The following is a 15,584-nucleotide window of genomic DNA, read 5'->3' on the forward strand; positions in this document are numbered from 1 at the left end:
ATAAAAAAAATCTGCAAGAAAATGTCTCACAGATCTTTTTATTTTAAAGAAAAAATTATTTTTTCTGCGCTTCACAGAGTTTGATAAACTGTGCTTCCACATCCTGAAATTTAGGAGGCATCTCAGAAGAAACCCAAAACAGCATTGCCATAGTTTTTTCTCCAAAGGCTTGCCTGAAAAGATCTCTATTCAGACGATAGCATTCTCTCAGTAACCTTTTGATACGATTCCTGTGTACTGCTCTTTTAAAATATCTCTTAGAAACAGAAACTCCAAATCTTGCAGTTTCTACAGAAAGGTTGGGCTTATCCTTTAGAATAATAATTCTAAGGTTTCCGCTTGTTCTCCATTTACCTTTCTCAAAAAGCAAACTGATCTCTGTGTTTTTTTTGAGCTTTTCCGCTCTGGGATATTTGGAATTTGTCATTTACGAAATGTAAATATATTTTTTTATTTTTCTCCCGCATATTTCACAGATTAAGACATGAAAATCGTTTTAAAAATCTGTGAAATACATGAGAAAATATTTTAATCCTGATTTAATAAATGATTAATCACTTCTGAAGCGGTATACAACCCGAAAATGGCAGGCATATAACTTATTGTTCCGTAAAAAGATCTTTTATAATTGGTCCCGTCAGTCATTTTCAGACTTTCCTCATCCTGGATGTCATTGGCAAAAACACAACGGACTCCTTTGTCAATTTTTACTTTTTTCAGCCTTTTTCTTACCTGTCTTGCGAGGTGGCAGTGTTCAGTTTTGCTGATATCCCTTACCATTACCTTGCTTGGATCAGTTTTTCCACCGGCACCCATTGAACTTACAATTTTTATTCTTCTTCTTTTGGCAGCGATAATCAGACAAAGTTTTGGCGTTACACTGTCAATACAGTCTAAAACATAATCAAATTTTGCAGAATCCAGAACTTCATCCATTCTTTCAGGATTTAGAAACTCATTGATTTTGGTTAAATTAAGATCGGGATTAATATCTAAAAGTCTTTCAGCTACCACTTCTACTTTATGCTTTCCAATGGTGGAATGTAAAGCCGGTAGCTGTCTGTTGATATTGGTAATGTCTACGGTATCACCATCTACAATCGTCATATTGCCAACTCCGGCTCTTGCAAGAAATTCAGCTGCAAAAGAACCTACGCCGCCTAAGCCAACAACCAAAACAGTAGCTTTGTTCAATTTTTCCAAGCCTTCTTCTTTTACCAGAAGCTCCGTTCTTTCCAACCAGTACTTATCCATTTTTTATTGAGTGTAAATTTTCTAAAATTTGTTCATTGAGCTGTTCCAAAGAAATACCTTTTATTTCCGAAACTTTATCATACAATTCTTCGATGCTAAAATCTTCATTGTCAGTTTCTAAAAAGAGTTTGTCTAATGGAGTGTTTTTCAAAATATCCTGCAAAGATAAATTATACAAAACAGCTTTTCCAAAACTCAGGTAAAAATTATTGGCAAGAAGGTCTTCGGCAATTTGATGTTTTTTATTAAAACCATGAATGATCATGGGCTGCTCGGCTTTCTTTTTAAAAGAAATGACCTCATAAAATTTTCTTACACAATGAATAATCATGGGTTTTTTGACTTCATTAGCGACCATGATCTGTCTTAAAAAAACGTCTTCCTGAATTTTCTGATCTATAGAAACTAAAGAATCTAAACCACATTCACCAATGGCAAAACAATTTTGAAACATCATACTTTTCATCCATGAAAACTGCTGTTCGAGATTGTTAACATCAATATCTTGGGGATGAATTCCAATAGAATAAGGGAAATCAGGCGGAATTTGCTCAATGTTCATATTGTAAATTCCGTTTTTGATATATTTCTTATGATGATGAAAATCAAAAAAATCCATATTCAAAAGTAAGTATTTTCAGAATTAATTTAAAATTATTAAACGATCGTTTATAAATGTGTTAAAAATTTCTTAACTTTACTCAAAGTACACTTCATGAAAAAAAAATTTACAGAAAAACAGATTCACATATTGGATATTGCAGAAGAGCTCATCGCCAAGAAAGGATATGAGGGAACTTCTGTAAGAGATATTTGTTCCAAAGCAAATATCAACGTCGCCATGATCTCTTATTACTTCGGTTCTAAAGAGAAAATGATGTCCTATCTCTATCAGTACAGAGTACTGAAAACAAGAGAGAATTTTTCAGAATTTGCAGATACAATCAAGGATGGTAAGCCTGAAATGCAATTACGGGAAATGATTAAATATATTGTTTCTCAGCTTTTCAAGTATAATTATTTTCATGGTTTCGTGACCCAGGAGCTTCGTCATACAGAGAATCTGAAAGATGAACTGCTGGATTTCTATCAGCTATTTGTGAAAAAACTGGATGAAGTCATTAAAAAAGGTGTCGCATCAGGAGTTTTTACTTTTACACCCAAACCTGAAGACATTCTTACCATGATCATCGGATCCACTTTATTTGTCATCAGGAATAAAAATTTCTATGAGCTCTATGTTCCGAGCAAAAATGAGGAAACCTATGCAAAAGAAGCAGAGAAAAAGGTGAGAATGAATCTTTTATTAAGTGTTTTTGCGATTTTGGGATACGCTGCAGACTAAAATTACGTTAAATATTCATAAAAAAAAATCTATTGGCAAAAAAGTTATATTTTTGCAAATTAGTAAATCGGCTGTATAATCCGAAAACTGTTGAATTTTATATATGAAAAAATATATTTTAGGTCTTTTTGCTGTAGCGGTGATTACATCTTGTGTAAGTCAGCAGGAGAGAGCAATGAGAAGTGCTGATAAAGAATTTATCTTAAAGGCAGCTAATGAAAATTTTGCCAAGAAAAAATGGAAAAATGCATTGGCTCTTTACGACAGACTTGCCAATCTTGTGGCGGGAACAGATGATTTTCCTAACGTAGGTTTCAATACAGCTTATGCCAACTATTACGACAAAAGTTATAAGCTGGCAGGACACCAGTTTAAGAATTTTGCAGTAAGTTTTCCAAAAGACCCGAGAGCAGAAGAAGCAGCCTATATGTCTGCACTGTGCTACTATGAAGGTTCTATGGATTACAACCTGGATCAGTCGAGTACAGAATTGGCCATTAATGAGCTTCAGGAATTCCTGAACAATTATCCCAACTCTGAAAGATCTAAGAATATCAGCCAATTAATTGATGAATTGTCTTATAAGCTGGAATTTAAAGCTTATGAAAATGCAAGACAATACTACAAAATGGGTGAGTATAAAGCAGCCAATGTAGCATTTGAAAATGTTTTGGAAGATTTTCCAAGTACAAAACTTCGTTCAAAGATTTATGACTATATCATGAAGTCACGTTATGAATTGGCGATGAAGTCTGTATATGGTCTCAAAGATGAACGTATTGAAAGTGCTCTTACTTATACAAAGCTGGTAGAGAAAGAACTTCCCAACACAGAATATTCTAAAACAGCAGTAGATCTTAGAGAAAAACTGGAAAAAGAAAAACAGAACTTCGTAGTTGTTAAAAAACAAACTGAGGCCAGAATTGCGGCTTTAACAGCAAAACAGAAAAAAGAAGCTGAAAAACTGGCAGATAAAGATAAAACAGAACAGCAAATCAAGGATCAAATCAGCAATGAAAAGAAAGCAATGCAGTTACAGAGGGACAGTGCAGCACTTAAGACACCTCCTCCTGCAGCGACTTTCAAAATTCAAAGATAATTCGTAAATTTGCCATCTTAAAATAAAAATAATTTTCTCAAAATGAGTGTAAAAGATACAAAAGCAGAAGTAAATACTATTACTTACGACAAAGATAAGATTGAAGATAAAGTAGGTTCAATCTATGAAGCTATTGTTATCATGGGAAAGAGAGCAGAGCAGATCAATGCGGAAATCCGTACGGAACTTCACAACAAATTGGATGAATTTGCCGTTCACAATTCTACATTAGAAGAGGTTTTCGAAAACAGAGAGCAAATTGAGATCTCTAAACATTACGAAAAGCTTCCAAAGCCAACTTCAATTGCTATTGAAGAATGGTTAAACGATGATGTTTATTTCAGAAAAACAGAAGAAAGAAAATAATCTTCTGTATTTTAATAAATCAAGGTCATAAAGGAATTTACTTCTTTTATGACCTTTGTTGTTTTTAAAGCCTCATTGTGTGGGAAAAAATAAGTACTTTAGTATTTCAAAAAATTAGAACTAAATGAGTGTTTCCGGTAAAAAGATACTTATCGCTGTCTCTGGAGGAATTGCGGCTTACAAAATTCACTTTCTGATCAGAGATTTTGTGAAGAAAGGTGCCGAAGTACAGGTTATTATGACTCCTGATGCAGAAAACTTTGTAACGAAACTAAGCCTGTCTACATTATCCAAAAAATCCGTGTATTCGGATTTTTATAGTGATAACGGAACATGGAACAGTCATGTGGAAATGGCCCTGTGGGCGGATGTTATGATCGTTGCTCCATGTACGGCCAATACACTGTCAAAAATGGTTCACGGAATGTGTGATAATCTTGTTATTGCCACCTATATGTCTGCAAAATGCCCTGTATTCATAGCTCCTGCAATGGACCTTGATATGTATGAACACCCTTCTACAAAAAAGAATCTGGAGCTGGCAGAAAGCTTTGGACATATTATTATTCCTGCGGAAAATGGAGAGCTGGCCAGTGGACTGATCGGGCAGGGAAGAATGGCAGAACCGGCAACTATCTTTAATACGGTAGAACAATATTTAAGTTCGGATATCCAATCCCGAAGCCTTGAAGGAAAAACGGTTTTAATTACCGCAGGACCTACCTATGAAGCAATAGATCCGGTAAGATTTATCGGGAATCATTCATCAGGAAAAATGGGATTCTCTCTCGCAGAAGAAGCTTCAAAAAGAGGAGCTAAAGTAATTCTGATTTCAGGACCGAGTTTTCAAATCATCAATGATCCGAATATTGAACTTTATAAAGTGACTTCAGCAAAAGAAATGCTGGCTAAAGTATTTGAATTTTATGAAAGTGTTGATATTGGAATTGCCAGTGCAGCCGTGGCAGACTATGCTCCAAAAGAAGTGGCGAAGGAAAAAATCAAAAAGAATGATGAAAATCTTACGATAGAATTGGTTAAGAATCCCGATATCCTTAAAACAATGGGGGAAAAGAAAACCCATCAGTTTTTGGTAGGATTTGCACTGGAAACGCAAAATGAAGAAGAAAATGCCAAAGGAAAACTGGAAAAGAAAAATCTGGATATGATCGTTCTCAATTCCTTGCGCGATGAAGGAGCCGGTTTTAAAAATGATACCAATAAAATCAAGATATTTACTAAAACAGAAAAGAAGGAATTCAATCTGAAATCCAAGGATGAAGTAGCAAAAGATATTCTCAATTTTGTTGAGGCTCAACTTTTAAAATAATTTTAATAAATTTCCGTTCTCAATTTTTAATAGGCAATGAAAAAAATTATAAGTTTATTTTTTCTGTTATTTCTATATACCCAAAGTTTTTCTCAGGAGCTGTTGGCAACAGTGCAAGTAAACTCCCAACAGCTGGGTGGAAGTAACCAGCAGGCGTACAAAGCGTTGGAGAAAAGTCTCCGGGACTTTATCAATAATACCAGCTGGACAGGTAAAAGACTTCAGAATTTTGAAAAAATAAAATGTGCTTTTTCTATTGTTATTGCAGAAAGAGATGTTAACAAATTCAAAGGATCTATTGTGATTCAGGCAGTAAGACCTGTGTACAATACAACTTATGAATCTCCTTTAATTAATCTTCAGGATCAGAGATTTGCTTTTGAATATGTTGAAAATGAGAGTCTTATTTTTAATGAAAGACAATTTTCCGGGAAGAATCTTACCGATGTGATCAGTTTCTATATTTATGTTATTTTAGGTCTTGATTCGGATAGTTTCCAGTCTATGGGAGGATCACAATGGTACGCAAAAGCACAGCAGATTGCACAGAATTCCCAAAACAGAAACTATGAGGGTTGGAATACCATCAACGAGCCGAGAAGCCGTTCTATTTTGATTAACGAAATTATGAACCCCAACTGGAATCAGTTACGTTCTACCATTTATACTTACCACAGAGCTGGATTAGATAATCTTTTCAACCAGGATCAGACTGCCGGGAAAAAAGTCATTTTTGATGCCCTGATGCAACTAAAAATGTACGAAAATAATTTCCAGCAGGCGTTTTTCTTTAACCAGTTCATGGATACCAAAAGCGATGAAATTTTCAATATTTTCAATTCCGGAAATAATGGAGGGTTGATTCTTAATGATCTTAAACAGACAATGATCATCCTTTCACCAAAGAATATAGAGAATAAGTGGAATAAATGGAAAGTCTAGGATTTGTGAGCAGGTTTAAAAACAGTTAGCATTATGGATGAGTGAACAGTCAAAAAACGATTTCTTAACTCATTAAAAAAACTTATTTTTACAGTTCAAACTCAAATTGGATTATAACCCGGATTATCAATGCTTTCGAGAATTTACATTAAAAACTTTGCCCTGATTGATACCCTTGAAGTATCATTGAAAAATGGTTTACAGGTTATTACCGGTGAAACGGGGGCGGGGAAATCTATTATTCTAGGTGCTCTTCGACTTATTTTAGGTGAAAGAGCAGATGTAAAATCAATCGCCAAAGCTGAAGAGAAAAGTGTGGTGGAAACCGAGTTTTCTCTCAATAATCAGTTTAAGAAATTCTTTATAGAGAATGATCTGGACTACGAACTTCAGACTATTATCCGAAGAGAAATACTTCCCTCAGGGAAATCCCGTGCATTTATCAACGATGTGCCGGTAACGTTAGATATTCTTAGAGAGCTTTCCTCACAACTGATTGATATCCATTCTCAATTTGAAACATCCAATCTTTTTACCTCAGAATATCAGTTTAAAATTATCGACGGGCTTTCTGAGAATAAAAAAATCATTGAAGAGTATCAACAGGAGTTTTCTGAATTTCAAACGCTGAAGTTGTTATTGAAAAAACTGAAAACCCAACTTTCGGAATTCAATAAAGAAAGCGATTATAAAGAATTTTTACTCAACGAATTGGAAGAGCTCAAGCTTGATGATGTTGATTATGAAGATATTCAAAACCAGCTTTCTATCCAGGAAAATGCAGGAATGATCTCTGAAAATGTAGGCCAGATTCTGTCAAGGTTTCATCAGGAGGAAATAGGGATTCTGTCATTCTTTAATGAAGCGACCAGTAAACTTTCAAAAATTTCCGAAATTTCTACCAGTTTTGCTGAACTTGATTCAAGATTGGAAACCTCTTTTGTAGAGCTTAAAGACATTATCTCTGAGTTGGAGCATGAAGCGGAAAGAGTTGAAATCAATCCTGAAAACCTGATATATCTTACCGATCTTAATAATAAAATCAATGCGTTATTTCTTAAACATAATGTTTCAGAGCTTAATGAACTGATTGAGATCAGAAATCAGCTGGCTGGAGATCAGAAAGGAGCCTCAGATTTAGAATTACAGATTGAAGAAACTGAAGAAACGATCTCTCAAAAAGAAAAAACACTTCTGAGCCTTGCTTCAAAACTTTCAAAGAACAGACATAAGAATGTTCCTGTTTTCATCAAAAAAGCAGAAAGTCTTCTCAAGAAATTAGGACTGGAAAAAGCAAAGGTGGATATAGAATTGCAGGATGCTGACGAATTTAATCAGTTTGGAAAGGAAAGTATTCAATTATTGTTTCAGGCCAACTCCGGCTTCCCTTTAAAACCAATTCAAACGGCTATTTCCGGAGGAGAAAGATCAAGAGTAATGCTTGCTGTAAAGAAAATTATTGCAGAAAGTGATGAGTTGCCAACCCTTATTCTGGACGAAATTGACACTGGTGTTTCAGGAAAAGTAGCTGAAGAAATCGGTAACCTGATGAGAGAAATGTCTGAAGACATGCAATTGATTGTTATTTCCCACCTTGCACAGGTTGCTGCTAAAGGAAACGATAATTATAAAGTAGTAAAACAAGATATTTCCGGCAGAACACAATCTACTATTATTCCATTAAGCAGTGAAGATAAACTGAACGAAATTGCCCAATTACTTTCCGGAAGTAAAATTACGGAAGCAGCTTTAGCACAGGCAAAAGAGCTTATAGGATAATTAAATAAATCCACTTTTTTCTTAAAAATTTGTAACATATTTTACATTATATTTACTAATGTATAAAAACTAAAATATGTTTCTAAAGTTCCTTAGGCTTGAAATCAAAAGCTTTTTTCGTGGTACATCTTTAGGGATCAATCTGACCATGAAAATTCTCCGTTTAATAGGAATTCTTTACTTTATCGGATGTCTTGTGGGTGGAGCATTTATTGCCTTTTTCTACATTCAGGAGGAAATGCACCAGGATCCTTTAAAGGTAGTTTCAAAATTCATGATTATTGCCTGGATTATTGATCTTGTTCTTAAATATCTCTGGCAGGAAATCCCTACACAGAATATTAAGCCGTTTCTTACCATGAATATCAGGAAGAATACATTGGTCAATTATATGCTGGCTAAGACGTTTCTTTCAGCATTCAGTTGGCTGAGTTCCTTATTCTTTATTACATTTTCACTGATTGCATTATTCAATGGATACAGCATTCCAGGAGTCTTATTATGGCTTATAGGGGCGGTTTCATTACTTTACATGAATAATTTTATCAATATCTTTTTCAATGGTAAAGAAACGCTGGCAGTCATCATAGGAGTATGTTTTCTGGGTATAGGAGCGCTGGGGTATTATAATATTGTTCCGGTTTTGTCCTATTCTGAGTTGGTTTTCTTCAGCTTGTATGAAAAACCTTACTTTGCACTGATTCCTGTTCTATTGTTTGTTATACTTTGGTGGGTATGTTTCCGCTACCTTCGCAATGAATTTTACCTTGATCAGGGGCTTGAAGCCAAGAAAACAGTCGGGAAAACAGAAAATATTGCCTTCCTGAATAAATATGGTGTTATCGGAGCATTTATCAATAATGATATCAGAATGCTGAGACGCAATAAAGTAACCAAAGGAATTTTGTTTGGAAGCTTTATGTTCTTGTTCTATGGATTGCTGATGTTTAGTTCTTCACTCTACAAAACTCCGGCAATGATGATGGTTATGGGACTTTTTGTAACAGGTGGTTTTCAGTTTCTGTTCGGGCAGCGCGTACCTGCTTTTGACAGTTCCTATTTTCCATTGATGATGACTCTGAATGTTCCTTACAAAGAATATCTGAAAGCGAAATGGTGGCTGATGAATATTATAACAGCTGCTTCTGTAGTCATTGCTCTCTGTTATGTGTACTTTGGCTGGGAGATCTATGTTACATTCTTCGCGGCAGGATTATATAATATAGGTGTTAACTCTCAATTTACCTTGTGGTCCGGAGCTTTCAATAAAAATCAGATCGACCTGAATTCAAAAGAGAAAAGAATGGGGCAAAAAGGAAGTTTCAGTTTAGTGACAATGCTTCTGCTGATTCCTAAAATGCTTCTCCCAATGGGAGTATTTGCTTTGACAAAATATCTATGGGGAATTACTGGCGGAGTGATAAGTATTGCAATTATAGGAATTATCGGCTTTTTTCTGAGAGAGAAAATCTTCGATATCATTGTAAAACAATATAAAAGAGAGAAATACAGCACATTGGATGCATTTAAAAATATAAATTAAGCCATGATCAATATACATAATCTATCAAAAACATACGGAAAAGCAACGGTTCTTAATATCGAAAATCTTGAAATTCCTAAAGGGGAAACATTTGGCCTTGTAGGAAATAACGGAGCAGGAAAAACAACTCTTTTCAGCCTGATGCTGGATCTGATTCAGGCTACGACAGGATTTGTAAGCATTGATGGTATTAAAGTCAATGAATCCGAAGTCTGGAAAAATAAAGTATCAGCATTTGTAGATGATACCTTTCTCATTGGATATCTTACTCCGGAGGAATATTTTTATTTTCTTGGGGAGCTGAGAGGTCAGAATAAAGCATCTGTAGATGAATTCCTGAAACCCTTTCATGATTTTTTCAATGGTGAAATCCTGAAATCCGGGAAATATGTCCGTGATCTTTCAAAGGGAAATCAGAAAAAAGTGGGAATCGTAGGAGCAATTATCGGGAATCCTGAAATAATTATTCTTGATGAGCCTTTTGCTAACCTTGATCCGTCTACCCAGATTAAGCTTAAAAACCTGATCAAGGAATTATCAAAACAGGATGGCGTTACTTTCCTTATTTCCAGCCATGATCTTTCCCATACCACAGAAGTCTGCAACAGAATTGTAGTGGTGAACAAAGGTCTTTTGGTAAAAGATATTCAGACTAATCCGGAAACATTGAAAGATCTGGAACAATATTTTGCAGATCAGGTTTCAGTTTCGGATATTTAATACCACAAAAATAGAGGTATGAATACAATAGAATCACAGAATGTAACAGATTATCCCAACAGCAATACTATTTTCATGGTCTGGAAACTTAATGACAGCCCTGAGCTGAAAGAAGTTTTTCAGGAACTATGTGCTTTGGTTTTAAATCTTAATAATTCAGTGTTTAACCGTTTCCCGGACAGCAGAGCAAGCTGTGTCATGGGAATTGGTGCAGATGCATGGAGAAAACTGGAACTTCAGACACCAATGCCCAAAGAATTAGTCAATTTTGAAGAAATAAAAGGAACGAAACATACCGCAGTTTCTACTCCCGGAGATCTTCATTTTCATCTGAGAGCAGACAATAAAAGCCTTATTTTTGATATGGCTGTCGAAATTTCCAGGTTATTGAGCTCAGTGGCCGAAAGTATTCTGGAGGTTCATGGATTCAAATACTGGGATGCACGTTCCATTCTTGGTTTTGTAGACGGAACGGAAAATCCGCATGGAGACGACCGTGATTATTTTGGAAAAATAGGAGATGAAGACCTTCAGTATAAAGGAGGAAGCTATCTTTTTGTTCAAAAATATCTTCATAACATGGATGCCTGGAAAGGCTTATCCACGGAAGAGCAGGAAAAAGTGATCGGAAGATCAAAAGAGAATGATATTGAAATGTCTGATGATGTAAAACCATCAAATTCACACATTGCCTTAGCTAATATCGAGGGCGAAAACGGTGAAGAATTGAAAATCGTAAGAGATAATATGCCTTTTGGGAATCCTTCTACCAATGAGTTTGGAACTTACTTTATTGCCTATTCAAGTACATTCTCCACCACAAAGAAAATGTTGACGAATATGTTTATAGGTGATCCTCCGGGAAATTATGACAGAATTTTAGATTTCAGCACGGCAGTTACAGGAACGCTTTTCTTTGTTCCTACCAGAAATTTGCTTGATGAATTTTCAGGATAAAATGCAAGGCTGCCTCATTCAAGGCAGCCTTTTAACTTTTTTTAGTTGTTTCATGGTGCTGTTTTAATTGAGCTTAGAATTAAGCTGGACCACCAGTATCACACATACCAACAGGAGTCAGACAAAATGCAGAAGAGTTGCAAGGATCTACATCGGGTTTTGTACAGCATGCATAATAGCCGTTTGCTTCTATTAAGTAAAGGTTACCAAGGCATGTAAAGCCCGCGCCTAATACTACTTTTAAATTTTCTCTATCTAATTTTTTTAGATTTTTCATGGATTTAGTTTTAAATTAATTATATCTCTAATATAGGAAAAAAATAAATACAGAGTACTTTTAATTAAAATATTGCCATTCAGTTTTTTATTTAAAGGTTTTTCTTTTGTTTCTCGAAATAAAAAAAGTAGGGAATTTGTAACTCTGGACAAAAAAAATCAACTTATTGTAGTAAATAATAAAATATTTTTTTTCAAGTTGTAACCTTTTTTTGTTTTGATTGTCTTTAGTATAGAAACAGCATAAGCATGAAACTTTTGTTCGGAAATAAAAAGAATGATTTGTTAAGCCTCCTGAAGAAACAGGATCCGGCTGCACAGAAGATTTTCTATGAACAGAATGTAAAGAGATTCCTGAGTGTAAGCAAAAGCTATGTGAGCGATTTGTATCAGGCCGAAGATTGTCTCATTAAAGCATTCTGTAAAATTTTAAGCACATTGAAAGCTTCAGAGGAGAGTCGAACCTGGAAAGCTGGGCAAGAAGAATTGTTGTAAATGAATGCCTGAATTTTATCAAAAGTCATAAAACTGTTTTCTATCTGGACGAGATTAATCAATCTTTTCATGAAGATATCCATGAAGCAGAGATTGATTGTAATTTTAATGCTCAGGAGCTTTTGGATCAGCTTCCCGATGCCTACAGAATGGTTTTTAACCTGTATGTACTGGAAGAATATTCTCATCAGGAAATTGCCGATACTTTGCAGATTTCAGTGGCTGTCAGCAAAACACAGCTGTTCAGAGCAAAAGAAAAATTAAGAAAGATCTACTTTCAACAACAAAAAAAAGTGAAAAATGAAAACGTCTAAAGATACTATTGAATTTCAGATCAAAAAACAGATGGAGGAAAGAGAAATCACTCCATCACGCAATCTGTGGTCCGAAATTGAGCTTCAGAATAACAATAGCCACCGTTCCAAATCAAAAATGAACTGGTTTTTAGTAGCGGCATGTTTGATTTTGACATTCAGCTTGGGAAGCGTTCTTTTTTTTCTTAATCAACCTTCCGAAACTCAGCAGGAAATTGTGAAACAAACCGGAAAAAATACTACAGAAGAAATGGTAAAAGATCCGGTTCAGAATCATGCTCCGCTGGCAGTTGAGAATAATGATAAAAAAGAAATGAAAAAAACTCTTTCTGATGATAAGCAAGAAGCGATTGCTCCAGTTGCAATAGGCCAGAATAAACTTATCCCTAAAGAAAATCTTCCTTTGAAGAAACTGGATATCACTCAGATTTCTAATCCTAAGATGGTGGCAAAAGCCGATTCTATAAAAACTCCGGTTAAAAAGAAAAAATATGTAGACCCATCCACACTTCTTTTCTCAGTAGAGCATAAAGATGTTATCGAAAAAACAAAGGATGGAAGTAATGTGGCTACTATTGATTTGAATGCCAGATAACGTATCCGTAAAAATTTAAAAATTAATAATATGATCAAGAAATTAATCGTAATGGGATTGCTGTGCTCTTTTTCAGCATCATTCTATGCACAAAAGACATTCAATATTAACCTGTCTTCTAAAAAAGATACAGAGGTAAGCCCTATTGTAAAAGAAAAAGTAGAAGAATATGCTGCAAAGATCAATACCATCATTCAGGAAGAAAAAAAGCTGATGGAAGAAGAATTGGTCGTTTTACAGGCAAGAAATCTTGATAAAGCAGATTTTGACAGAGAAAAAGCTCAGATTGCCGACCGTTATTCTGAGAAAATGGATAAAAGAATTGAGGAACTTGGCTTTGATCTGGATGACGTTATTCAAAAGCAGGTAAGATATTCCCTTCTGAATACCGATGTTACCTCTAAAGAAGAGCTTAAAGAAAAATTATTGAAAAAATTCCGTCCCAGCAGAAGCTTTACAGGATATTTCTCTTATGGAATCATGACACTTACAAACAGTGCTCAGGATAATGTCCTGGATAAAAACATAGGATATGCCAATAACCTGGAGTTTGGTCTGAAACTGAACTATCAGCTTAGCAGAACAAGCCCGTGGGCGGTAATTTCCGGGTTAGGATTTTCCTGGAGAACAGTAAGAGCAGATAATAATATGCTGTTTACAAGAAGTGCAGATCAGGGAGTCGCTTTGGCGCAATACAACGGAAACCTTGATAAAAGCAAATTGAGAACCGGATATATCATGGTTCCCCTTGGGATGCAGTATAATTTCTCAAAACTTAAAAATGCCGGAATGGATATCCAGTACAGAAGTTATTATACGGGTTTTAAAATTGGAGCCAATGTTTATGGAGGGGTAAAAATGTCTACCAACAATATTGTAAAAGGAAATGACGGTGAAACCAGAGACCGCGGAAACTATCAGGTGAATCCTTTTGTATATGGAGCACAGATTACATTTTCGTACAACAGTTTCAGCGTGTTTGTTAAAAAAGATTTCAGTAACTTCTTTAAAGACAGTTATTTCAAAAATGATAAAGCACTGATATTTGGCTTGGCCATTGGATTAGATTAAATATATTTTGACAGTAAAATGAAAAACTCCGGGAACTGTTCCCGGAGTTTTTACATTGTATCAGTTATAGAATCATTATTTTAAACTTCCTACCATATCTTCAGGTTTTACCCACTCGTCAAACTGTTCAGCAGTTAGCAAACCAAGATTAATGGCTTCTTCTTTCAACGTTGTTCCGTTTTTATGGGCCGTCTTAGCAATTTTAGCAGCATTTTCATATCCGATATGAGTATTTAAAGCCGTAACAAGCATTAAAGATTTGTCTACCAGCTCTTTAATTCTCTCATGATTCGGCTCAATACCTACCGCACAATGATCGTTGAATGAAATACATGCATCGGCAATCAGTTGGGCAGACTGTAGGAAATTGTAGGCCATTACCGGTTTGAAAACATTCAGTTCATAATTCCCCTGAGTTCCTGCAAATGAAATTGTAGTGTCATTTCCTAAAACCTGAGCACAAACCATCGTCATTGCTTCATTCTGAGTAGGATTTACTTTCCCCGGCATAATAGACGATCCCGGTTCATTTTCAGGAATATGAATTTCCCCGATTCCGGAACGTGGTCCTGATGCCAGTAATCTTATATCCTGAGCAATTTTATATAAAGAAACTGCCAGTTGCTTTAAAGCTCCGTGAGATTCTACAATCGCATCATGAGCAGCAAGGGCTTCAAATTTATTTTCAGCAGTAACAAAAGCGTGTTTTGTAAACTGAGCAATATATTCTGCTACTTTTACATCATAGCCTTTAGGCGTATTCAATCCTGTTCCTACAGCAGTTCCTCCCAATGCCAGTTCAGAAAGATGAGGTAGGGTATTTTTTAAAGCTCTCAATCCGAATTCCAATTGAGCCACATATCCTGAAAATTCCTGTCCAAGAGTAAGCGGAGTGGCATCCATCAGGTGGGTTCTACCAATTTTTACCACATCTTTAAAGGCTTTTGATTTCTCAGACAACGTATTTTTTAGTTTCTCAACAGCCGGAATGGTTACTTCCACCACTTTGGTATACGCAGCAATGTGCATGGCAGTGGGATAGGTATCATTCGAAGACTGGGATTTATTCACATCATCATTCGGGTGGATTTCAGATTTTTCACCCAATGTTCCGCCGTTATTGACATGGGCTCTGTTGGAAATCACTTCATTCACATTCATGTTCGACTGTGTTCCGGAACCCGTCTGCCAGATCACCAGAGGAAACTGGTCATTCAATTTTCCCTCCAGAATTTCATCACATACTTTCGCGATCATATCTCTTTTTTCCACTGGAAGTACTCCCAGATCAGTATTGGCATAAGCGGCAGCCTTCTTCAGGTAAGCAAAAGCTTCAATGATTTCATGCGGCATTGAACCCTCAGGTCCTATTTTGAAATTATTTCTGGAACGTTCCGTCTGTGCACCCCAAAGTTTATCTGCAGGTACCTGCACTTCTCCCATGGTGTCTTTTTCTATTCTGTAATTCATAGTGTTGAAATTTGTATGATCTTTTATT

Annotated in this window: 18 protein-coding genes; 13 read left to right on the plus strand and 5 right to left on the minus strand. The window is 35.6% G+C overall.

Going from position 1 to position 15,584, the window contains the following annotated elements:
• Positions 1-55: 55 nt before the first annotated feature.
• The 3 genes from rnpA to KBP46_RS16175 all read right to left on the minus strand — a co-directional run bounded on the left by rnpA (position 56) and on the right by KBP46_RS16175 (position 1,873).
• On the minus strand, positions 56-427 hold the full coding sequence (gene rnpA / locus KBP46_RS16165; protein WP_216443686.1) for a ribonuclease P protein component: 372 nt from the start codon (positions 425-427) through the stop codon (positions 56-58).
• A gap of 101 nt (positions 428-528) precedes the next feature.
• Entirely contained in the window at positions 529-1,254 is a 726-nt protein-coding gene (locus KBP46_RS16170; RefSeq protein WP_062676073.1) for a ThiF family adenylyltransferase, read from the minus strand.
• Positions 1,247-1,873 carry a TatD family hydrolase gene (locus tag KBP46_RS16175; protein WP_216443687.1) on the minus strand — a complete coding sequence of 209 codons (627 nt, stop codon included), beginning with the start codon at positions 1,871-1,873 and terminating at the stop codon, positions 1,247-1,249. Before KBP46_RS16175 ends, KBP46_RS16170 begins: the two co-directional genes overlap by 8 nt.
• Before the next feature lie 96 nt (positions 1,874-1,969).
• Here KBP46_RS16175 and KBP46_RS16180 point away from each other — a divergent pair, with 96 nt between their 5' ends.
• The 9 genes from KBP46_RS16180 (at position 1,970) to KBP46_RS16220 (ending at position 11,335) form a co-directional block, all read left to right on the plus strand.
• On the plus strand, positions 1,970-2,599 hold the full coding sequence (locus tag KBP46_RS16180) for a TetR/AcrR family transcriptional regulator (RefSeq protein ID WP_047428771.1): 630 nt from the start codon (positions 1,970-1,972) through the stop codon (positions 2,597-2,599).
• Between the two features lie 103 nt (positions 2,600-2,702).
• On the plus strand, positions 2,703-3,698 hold the full coding sequence (locus tag KBP46_RS16185) for an outer membrane protein assembly factor BamD (protein ID WP_062676071.1): 996 nt from the start codon (positions 2,703-2,705) through the stop codon (positions 3,696-3,698).
• Between the two features lie 42 nt (positions 3,699-3,740).
• Complete coding sequence (locus KBP46_RS16190; protein WP_002983982.1) at positions 3,741-4,064, plus strand: DNA-directed RNA polymerase subunit omega; 324 nt, start codon at positions 3,741-3,743, stop codon at positions 4,062-4,064.
• A gap of 124 nt (positions 4,065-4,188) precedes the next feature.
• A complete protein-coding gene (coaBC, locus tag KBP46_RS16195) occupies positions 4,189-5,394 on the plus strand; it encodes a bifunctional phosphopantothenoylcysteine decarboxylase/phosphopantothenate--cysteine ligase CoaBC (protein ID WP_216443688.1) in 1,206 nt (401 codons plus the stop codon).
• Between the two features lie 36 nt (positions 5,395-5,430).
• Complete coding sequence (locus KBP46_RS16200) at positions 5,431-6,336, plus strand: DUF4835 family protein (RefSeq protein WP_062676069.1); 906 nt, start codon at positions 5,431-5,433, stop codon at positions 6,334-6,336.
• A gap of 129 nt (positions 6,337-6,465) precedes the next feature.
• Entirely contained in the window at positions 6,466-8,115 is a 1,650-nt protein-coding gene (locus KBP46_RS16205) for a DNA repair protein RecN (RefSeq protein WP_216443689.1), read from the plus strand.
• Positions 8,116-8,191: 76 nt separating this feature from the next.
• A complete protein-coding gene (locus KBP46_RS16210; RefSeq protein WP_216443690.1) occupies positions 8,192-9,658 on the plus strand; it encodes a DUF5687 family protein in 1,467 nt (488 codons plus the stop codon).
• Positions 9,659-9,661: 3 nt separating this feature from the next.
• Positions 9,662-10,378 (plus strand): ABC transporter ATP-binding protein, encoded by a 717-nt coding sequence (locus KBP46_RS16215; RefSeq protein ID WP_216443691.1) that lies wholly within the window; start codon positions 9,662-9,664, stop codon positions 10,376-10,378.
• A gap of 18 nt (positions 10,379-10,396) precedes the next feature.
• Entirely contained in the window at positions 10,397-11,335 is a 939-nt protein-coding gene (locus tag KBP46_RS16220; protein ID WP_216443692.1) for a Dyp-type peroxidase, read from the plus strand.
• Between the two features lie 79 nt (positions 11,336-11,414).
• On the opposite strand, the gene KBP46_RS16225 is transcribed toward KBP46_RS16220, so the two are convergent.
• Positions 11,415-11,612, minus strand: coding sequence for a hypothetical protein (locus tag KBP46_RS16225; protein ID WP_062676064.1), 198 nt, complete (start codon positions 11,610-11,612; stop codon positions 11,415-11,417).
• Between the two features lie 248 nt (positions 11,613-11,860).
• Between KBP46_RS16225 and KBP46_RS23835 the strand changes: the two genes are divergently transcribed.
• The 4 genes from KBP46_RS23835 to KBP46_RS16240 are packed head-to-tail and all read left to right on the plus strand — an operon-like array spanning position 11,861 to position 14,086.
• On the plus strand, positions 11,861-12,106 hold the full coding sequence (locus KBP46_RS23835; protein WP_253297060.1) for a hypothetical protein: 246 nt from the start codon (positions 11,861-11,863) through the stop codon (positions 12,104-12,106).
• Complete coding sequence (locus KBP46_RS23840; protein ID WP_253297291.1) at positions 12,097-12,420, plus strand: RNA polymerase sigma factor; 324 nt, start codon at positions 12,097-12,099, stop codon at positions 12,418-12,420. The genes KBP46_RS23835 and KBP46_RS23840 overlap by 10 nt, the downstream gene beginning before the upstream one ends.
• Positions 12,407-13,015 (plus strand): hypothetical protein, encoded by a 609-nt coding sequence (locus KBP46_RS16235; protein WP_216443693.1) that lies wholly within the window; start codon positions 12,407-12,409, stop codon positions 13,013-13,015. The genes KBP46_RS23840 and KBP46_RS16235 overlap by 14 nt, the downstream gene beginning before the upstream one ends.
• A gap of 30 nt (positions 13,016-13,045) precedes the next feature.
• Complete coding sequence (locus KBP46_RS16240; protein WP_216443694.1) at positions 13,046-14,086, plus strand: outer membrane beta-barrel protein; 1,041 nt, start codon at positions 13,046-13,048, stop codon at positions 14,084-14,086.
• Between the two features lie 75 nt (positions 14,087-14,161).
• Here the strand turns inward: KBP46_RS16240 and fumC are convergent, their stop codons facing one another.
• Positions 14,162-15,556 carry a class II fumarate hydratase gene (gene fumC / locus KBP46_RS16245; RefSeq protein WP_123277614.1) on the minus strand — a complete coding sequence of 465 codons (1,395 nt, stop codon included), beginning with the start codon at positions 15,554-15,556 and terminating at the stop codon, positions 14,162-14,164.
• Between the last annotated feature and the right edge of the window lie 28 nt (positions 15,557-15,584).

It is taken from the genome of Chryseobacterium sp. PCH239 (assembly GCF_018924625.1).
GTDB lineage: Bacteria > Bacteroidota > Bacteroidia > Flavobacteriales > Weeksellaceae > Chryseobacterium > Chryseobacterium cucumeris.

What these genes read in the sequence shown, in the direction of transcription:
- KBP46_RS16220 (WP_216443692.1), top strand. Translation starts at nt 10,397, where the DNA reads ATGAATACAATAGAATCACAGAATGTAACAGATTATCCCAACAGCAAT.
- KBP46_RS16175 (WP_216443687.1), bottom strand. Translation starts at nt 1,873, where the DNA reads ATGGATTTTTTTGATTTTCATCATCATAAGAAATATATCAAAAACGGA.
- KBP46_RS16205 (WP_216443689.1), top strand. Translation starts at nt 6,466, where the DNA reads ATGCTTTCGAGAATTTACATTAAAAACTTTGCCCTGATTGATACCCTT.
- KBP46_RS23835 (WP_253297060.1), top strand. Translation starts at nt 11,861, where the DNA reads ATGAAACTTTTGTTCGGAAATAAAAAGAATGATTTGTTAAGCCTCCTG.
- KBP46_RS16170 (WP_062676073.1), bottom strand. Translation starts at nt 1,254, where the DNA reads ATGGATAAGTACTGGTTGGAAAGAACGGAGCTTCTGGTAAAAGAAGAA.
- KBP46_RS16225 (WP_062676064.1), bottom strand. Translation starts at nt 11,612, where the DNA reads ATGAAAAATCTAAAAAAATTAGATAGAGAAAATTTAAAAGTAGTATTA.
- KBP46_RS16180 (WP_047428771.1), top strand. Translation starts at nt 1,970, where the DNA reads ATGAAAAAAAAATTTACAGAAAAACAGATTCACATATTGGATATTGCA.
- KBP46_RS16240 (WP_216443694.1), top strand. Translation starts at nt 13,046, where the DNA reads ATGATCAAGAAATTAATCGTAATGGGATTGCTGTGCTCTTTTTCAGCA.
- coaBC (WP_216443688.1), top strand. Translation starts at nt 4,189, where the DNA reads ATGAGTGTTTCCGGTAAAAAGATACTTATCGCTGTCTCTGGAGGAATT.
- rnpA (WP_216443686.1), bottom strand. Translation starts at nt 427, where the DNA reads ATGACAAATTCCAAATATCCCAGAGCGGAAAAGCTCAAAAAAAACACA.
- fumC (WP_123277614.1), bottom strand. Translation starts at nt 15,556, where the DNA reads ATGAATTACAGAATAGAAAAAGACACCATGGGAGAAGTGCAGGTACCT.
- KBP46_RS16235 (WP_216443693.1), top strand. Translation starts at nt 12,407, where the DNA reads ATGAAAACGTCTAAAGATACTATTGAATTTCAGATCAAAAAACAGATG.
- KBP46_RS16200 (WP_062676069.1), top strand. Translation starts at nt 5,431, where the DNA reads ATGAAAAAAATTATAAGTTTATTTTTTCTGTTATTTCTATATACCCAA.
- KBP46_RS16215 (WP_216443691.1), top strand. Translation starts at nt 9,662, where the DNA reads ATGATCAATATACATAATCTATCAAAAACATACGGAAAAGCAACGGTT.
- KBP46_RS16190 (WP_002983982.1), top strand. Translation starts at nt 3,741, where the DNA reads ATGAGTGTAAAAGATACAAAAGCAGAAGTAAATACTATTACTTACGAC.
- KBP46_RS16185 (WP_062676071.1), top strand. Translation starts at nt 2,703, where the DNA reads ATGAAAAAATATATTTTAGGTCTTTTTGCTGTAGCGGTGATTACATCT.
- KBP46_RS16210 (WP_216443690.1), top strand. Translation starts at nt 8,192, where the DNA reads ATGTTTCTAAAGTTCCTTAGGCTTGAAATCAAAAGCTTTTTTCGTGGT.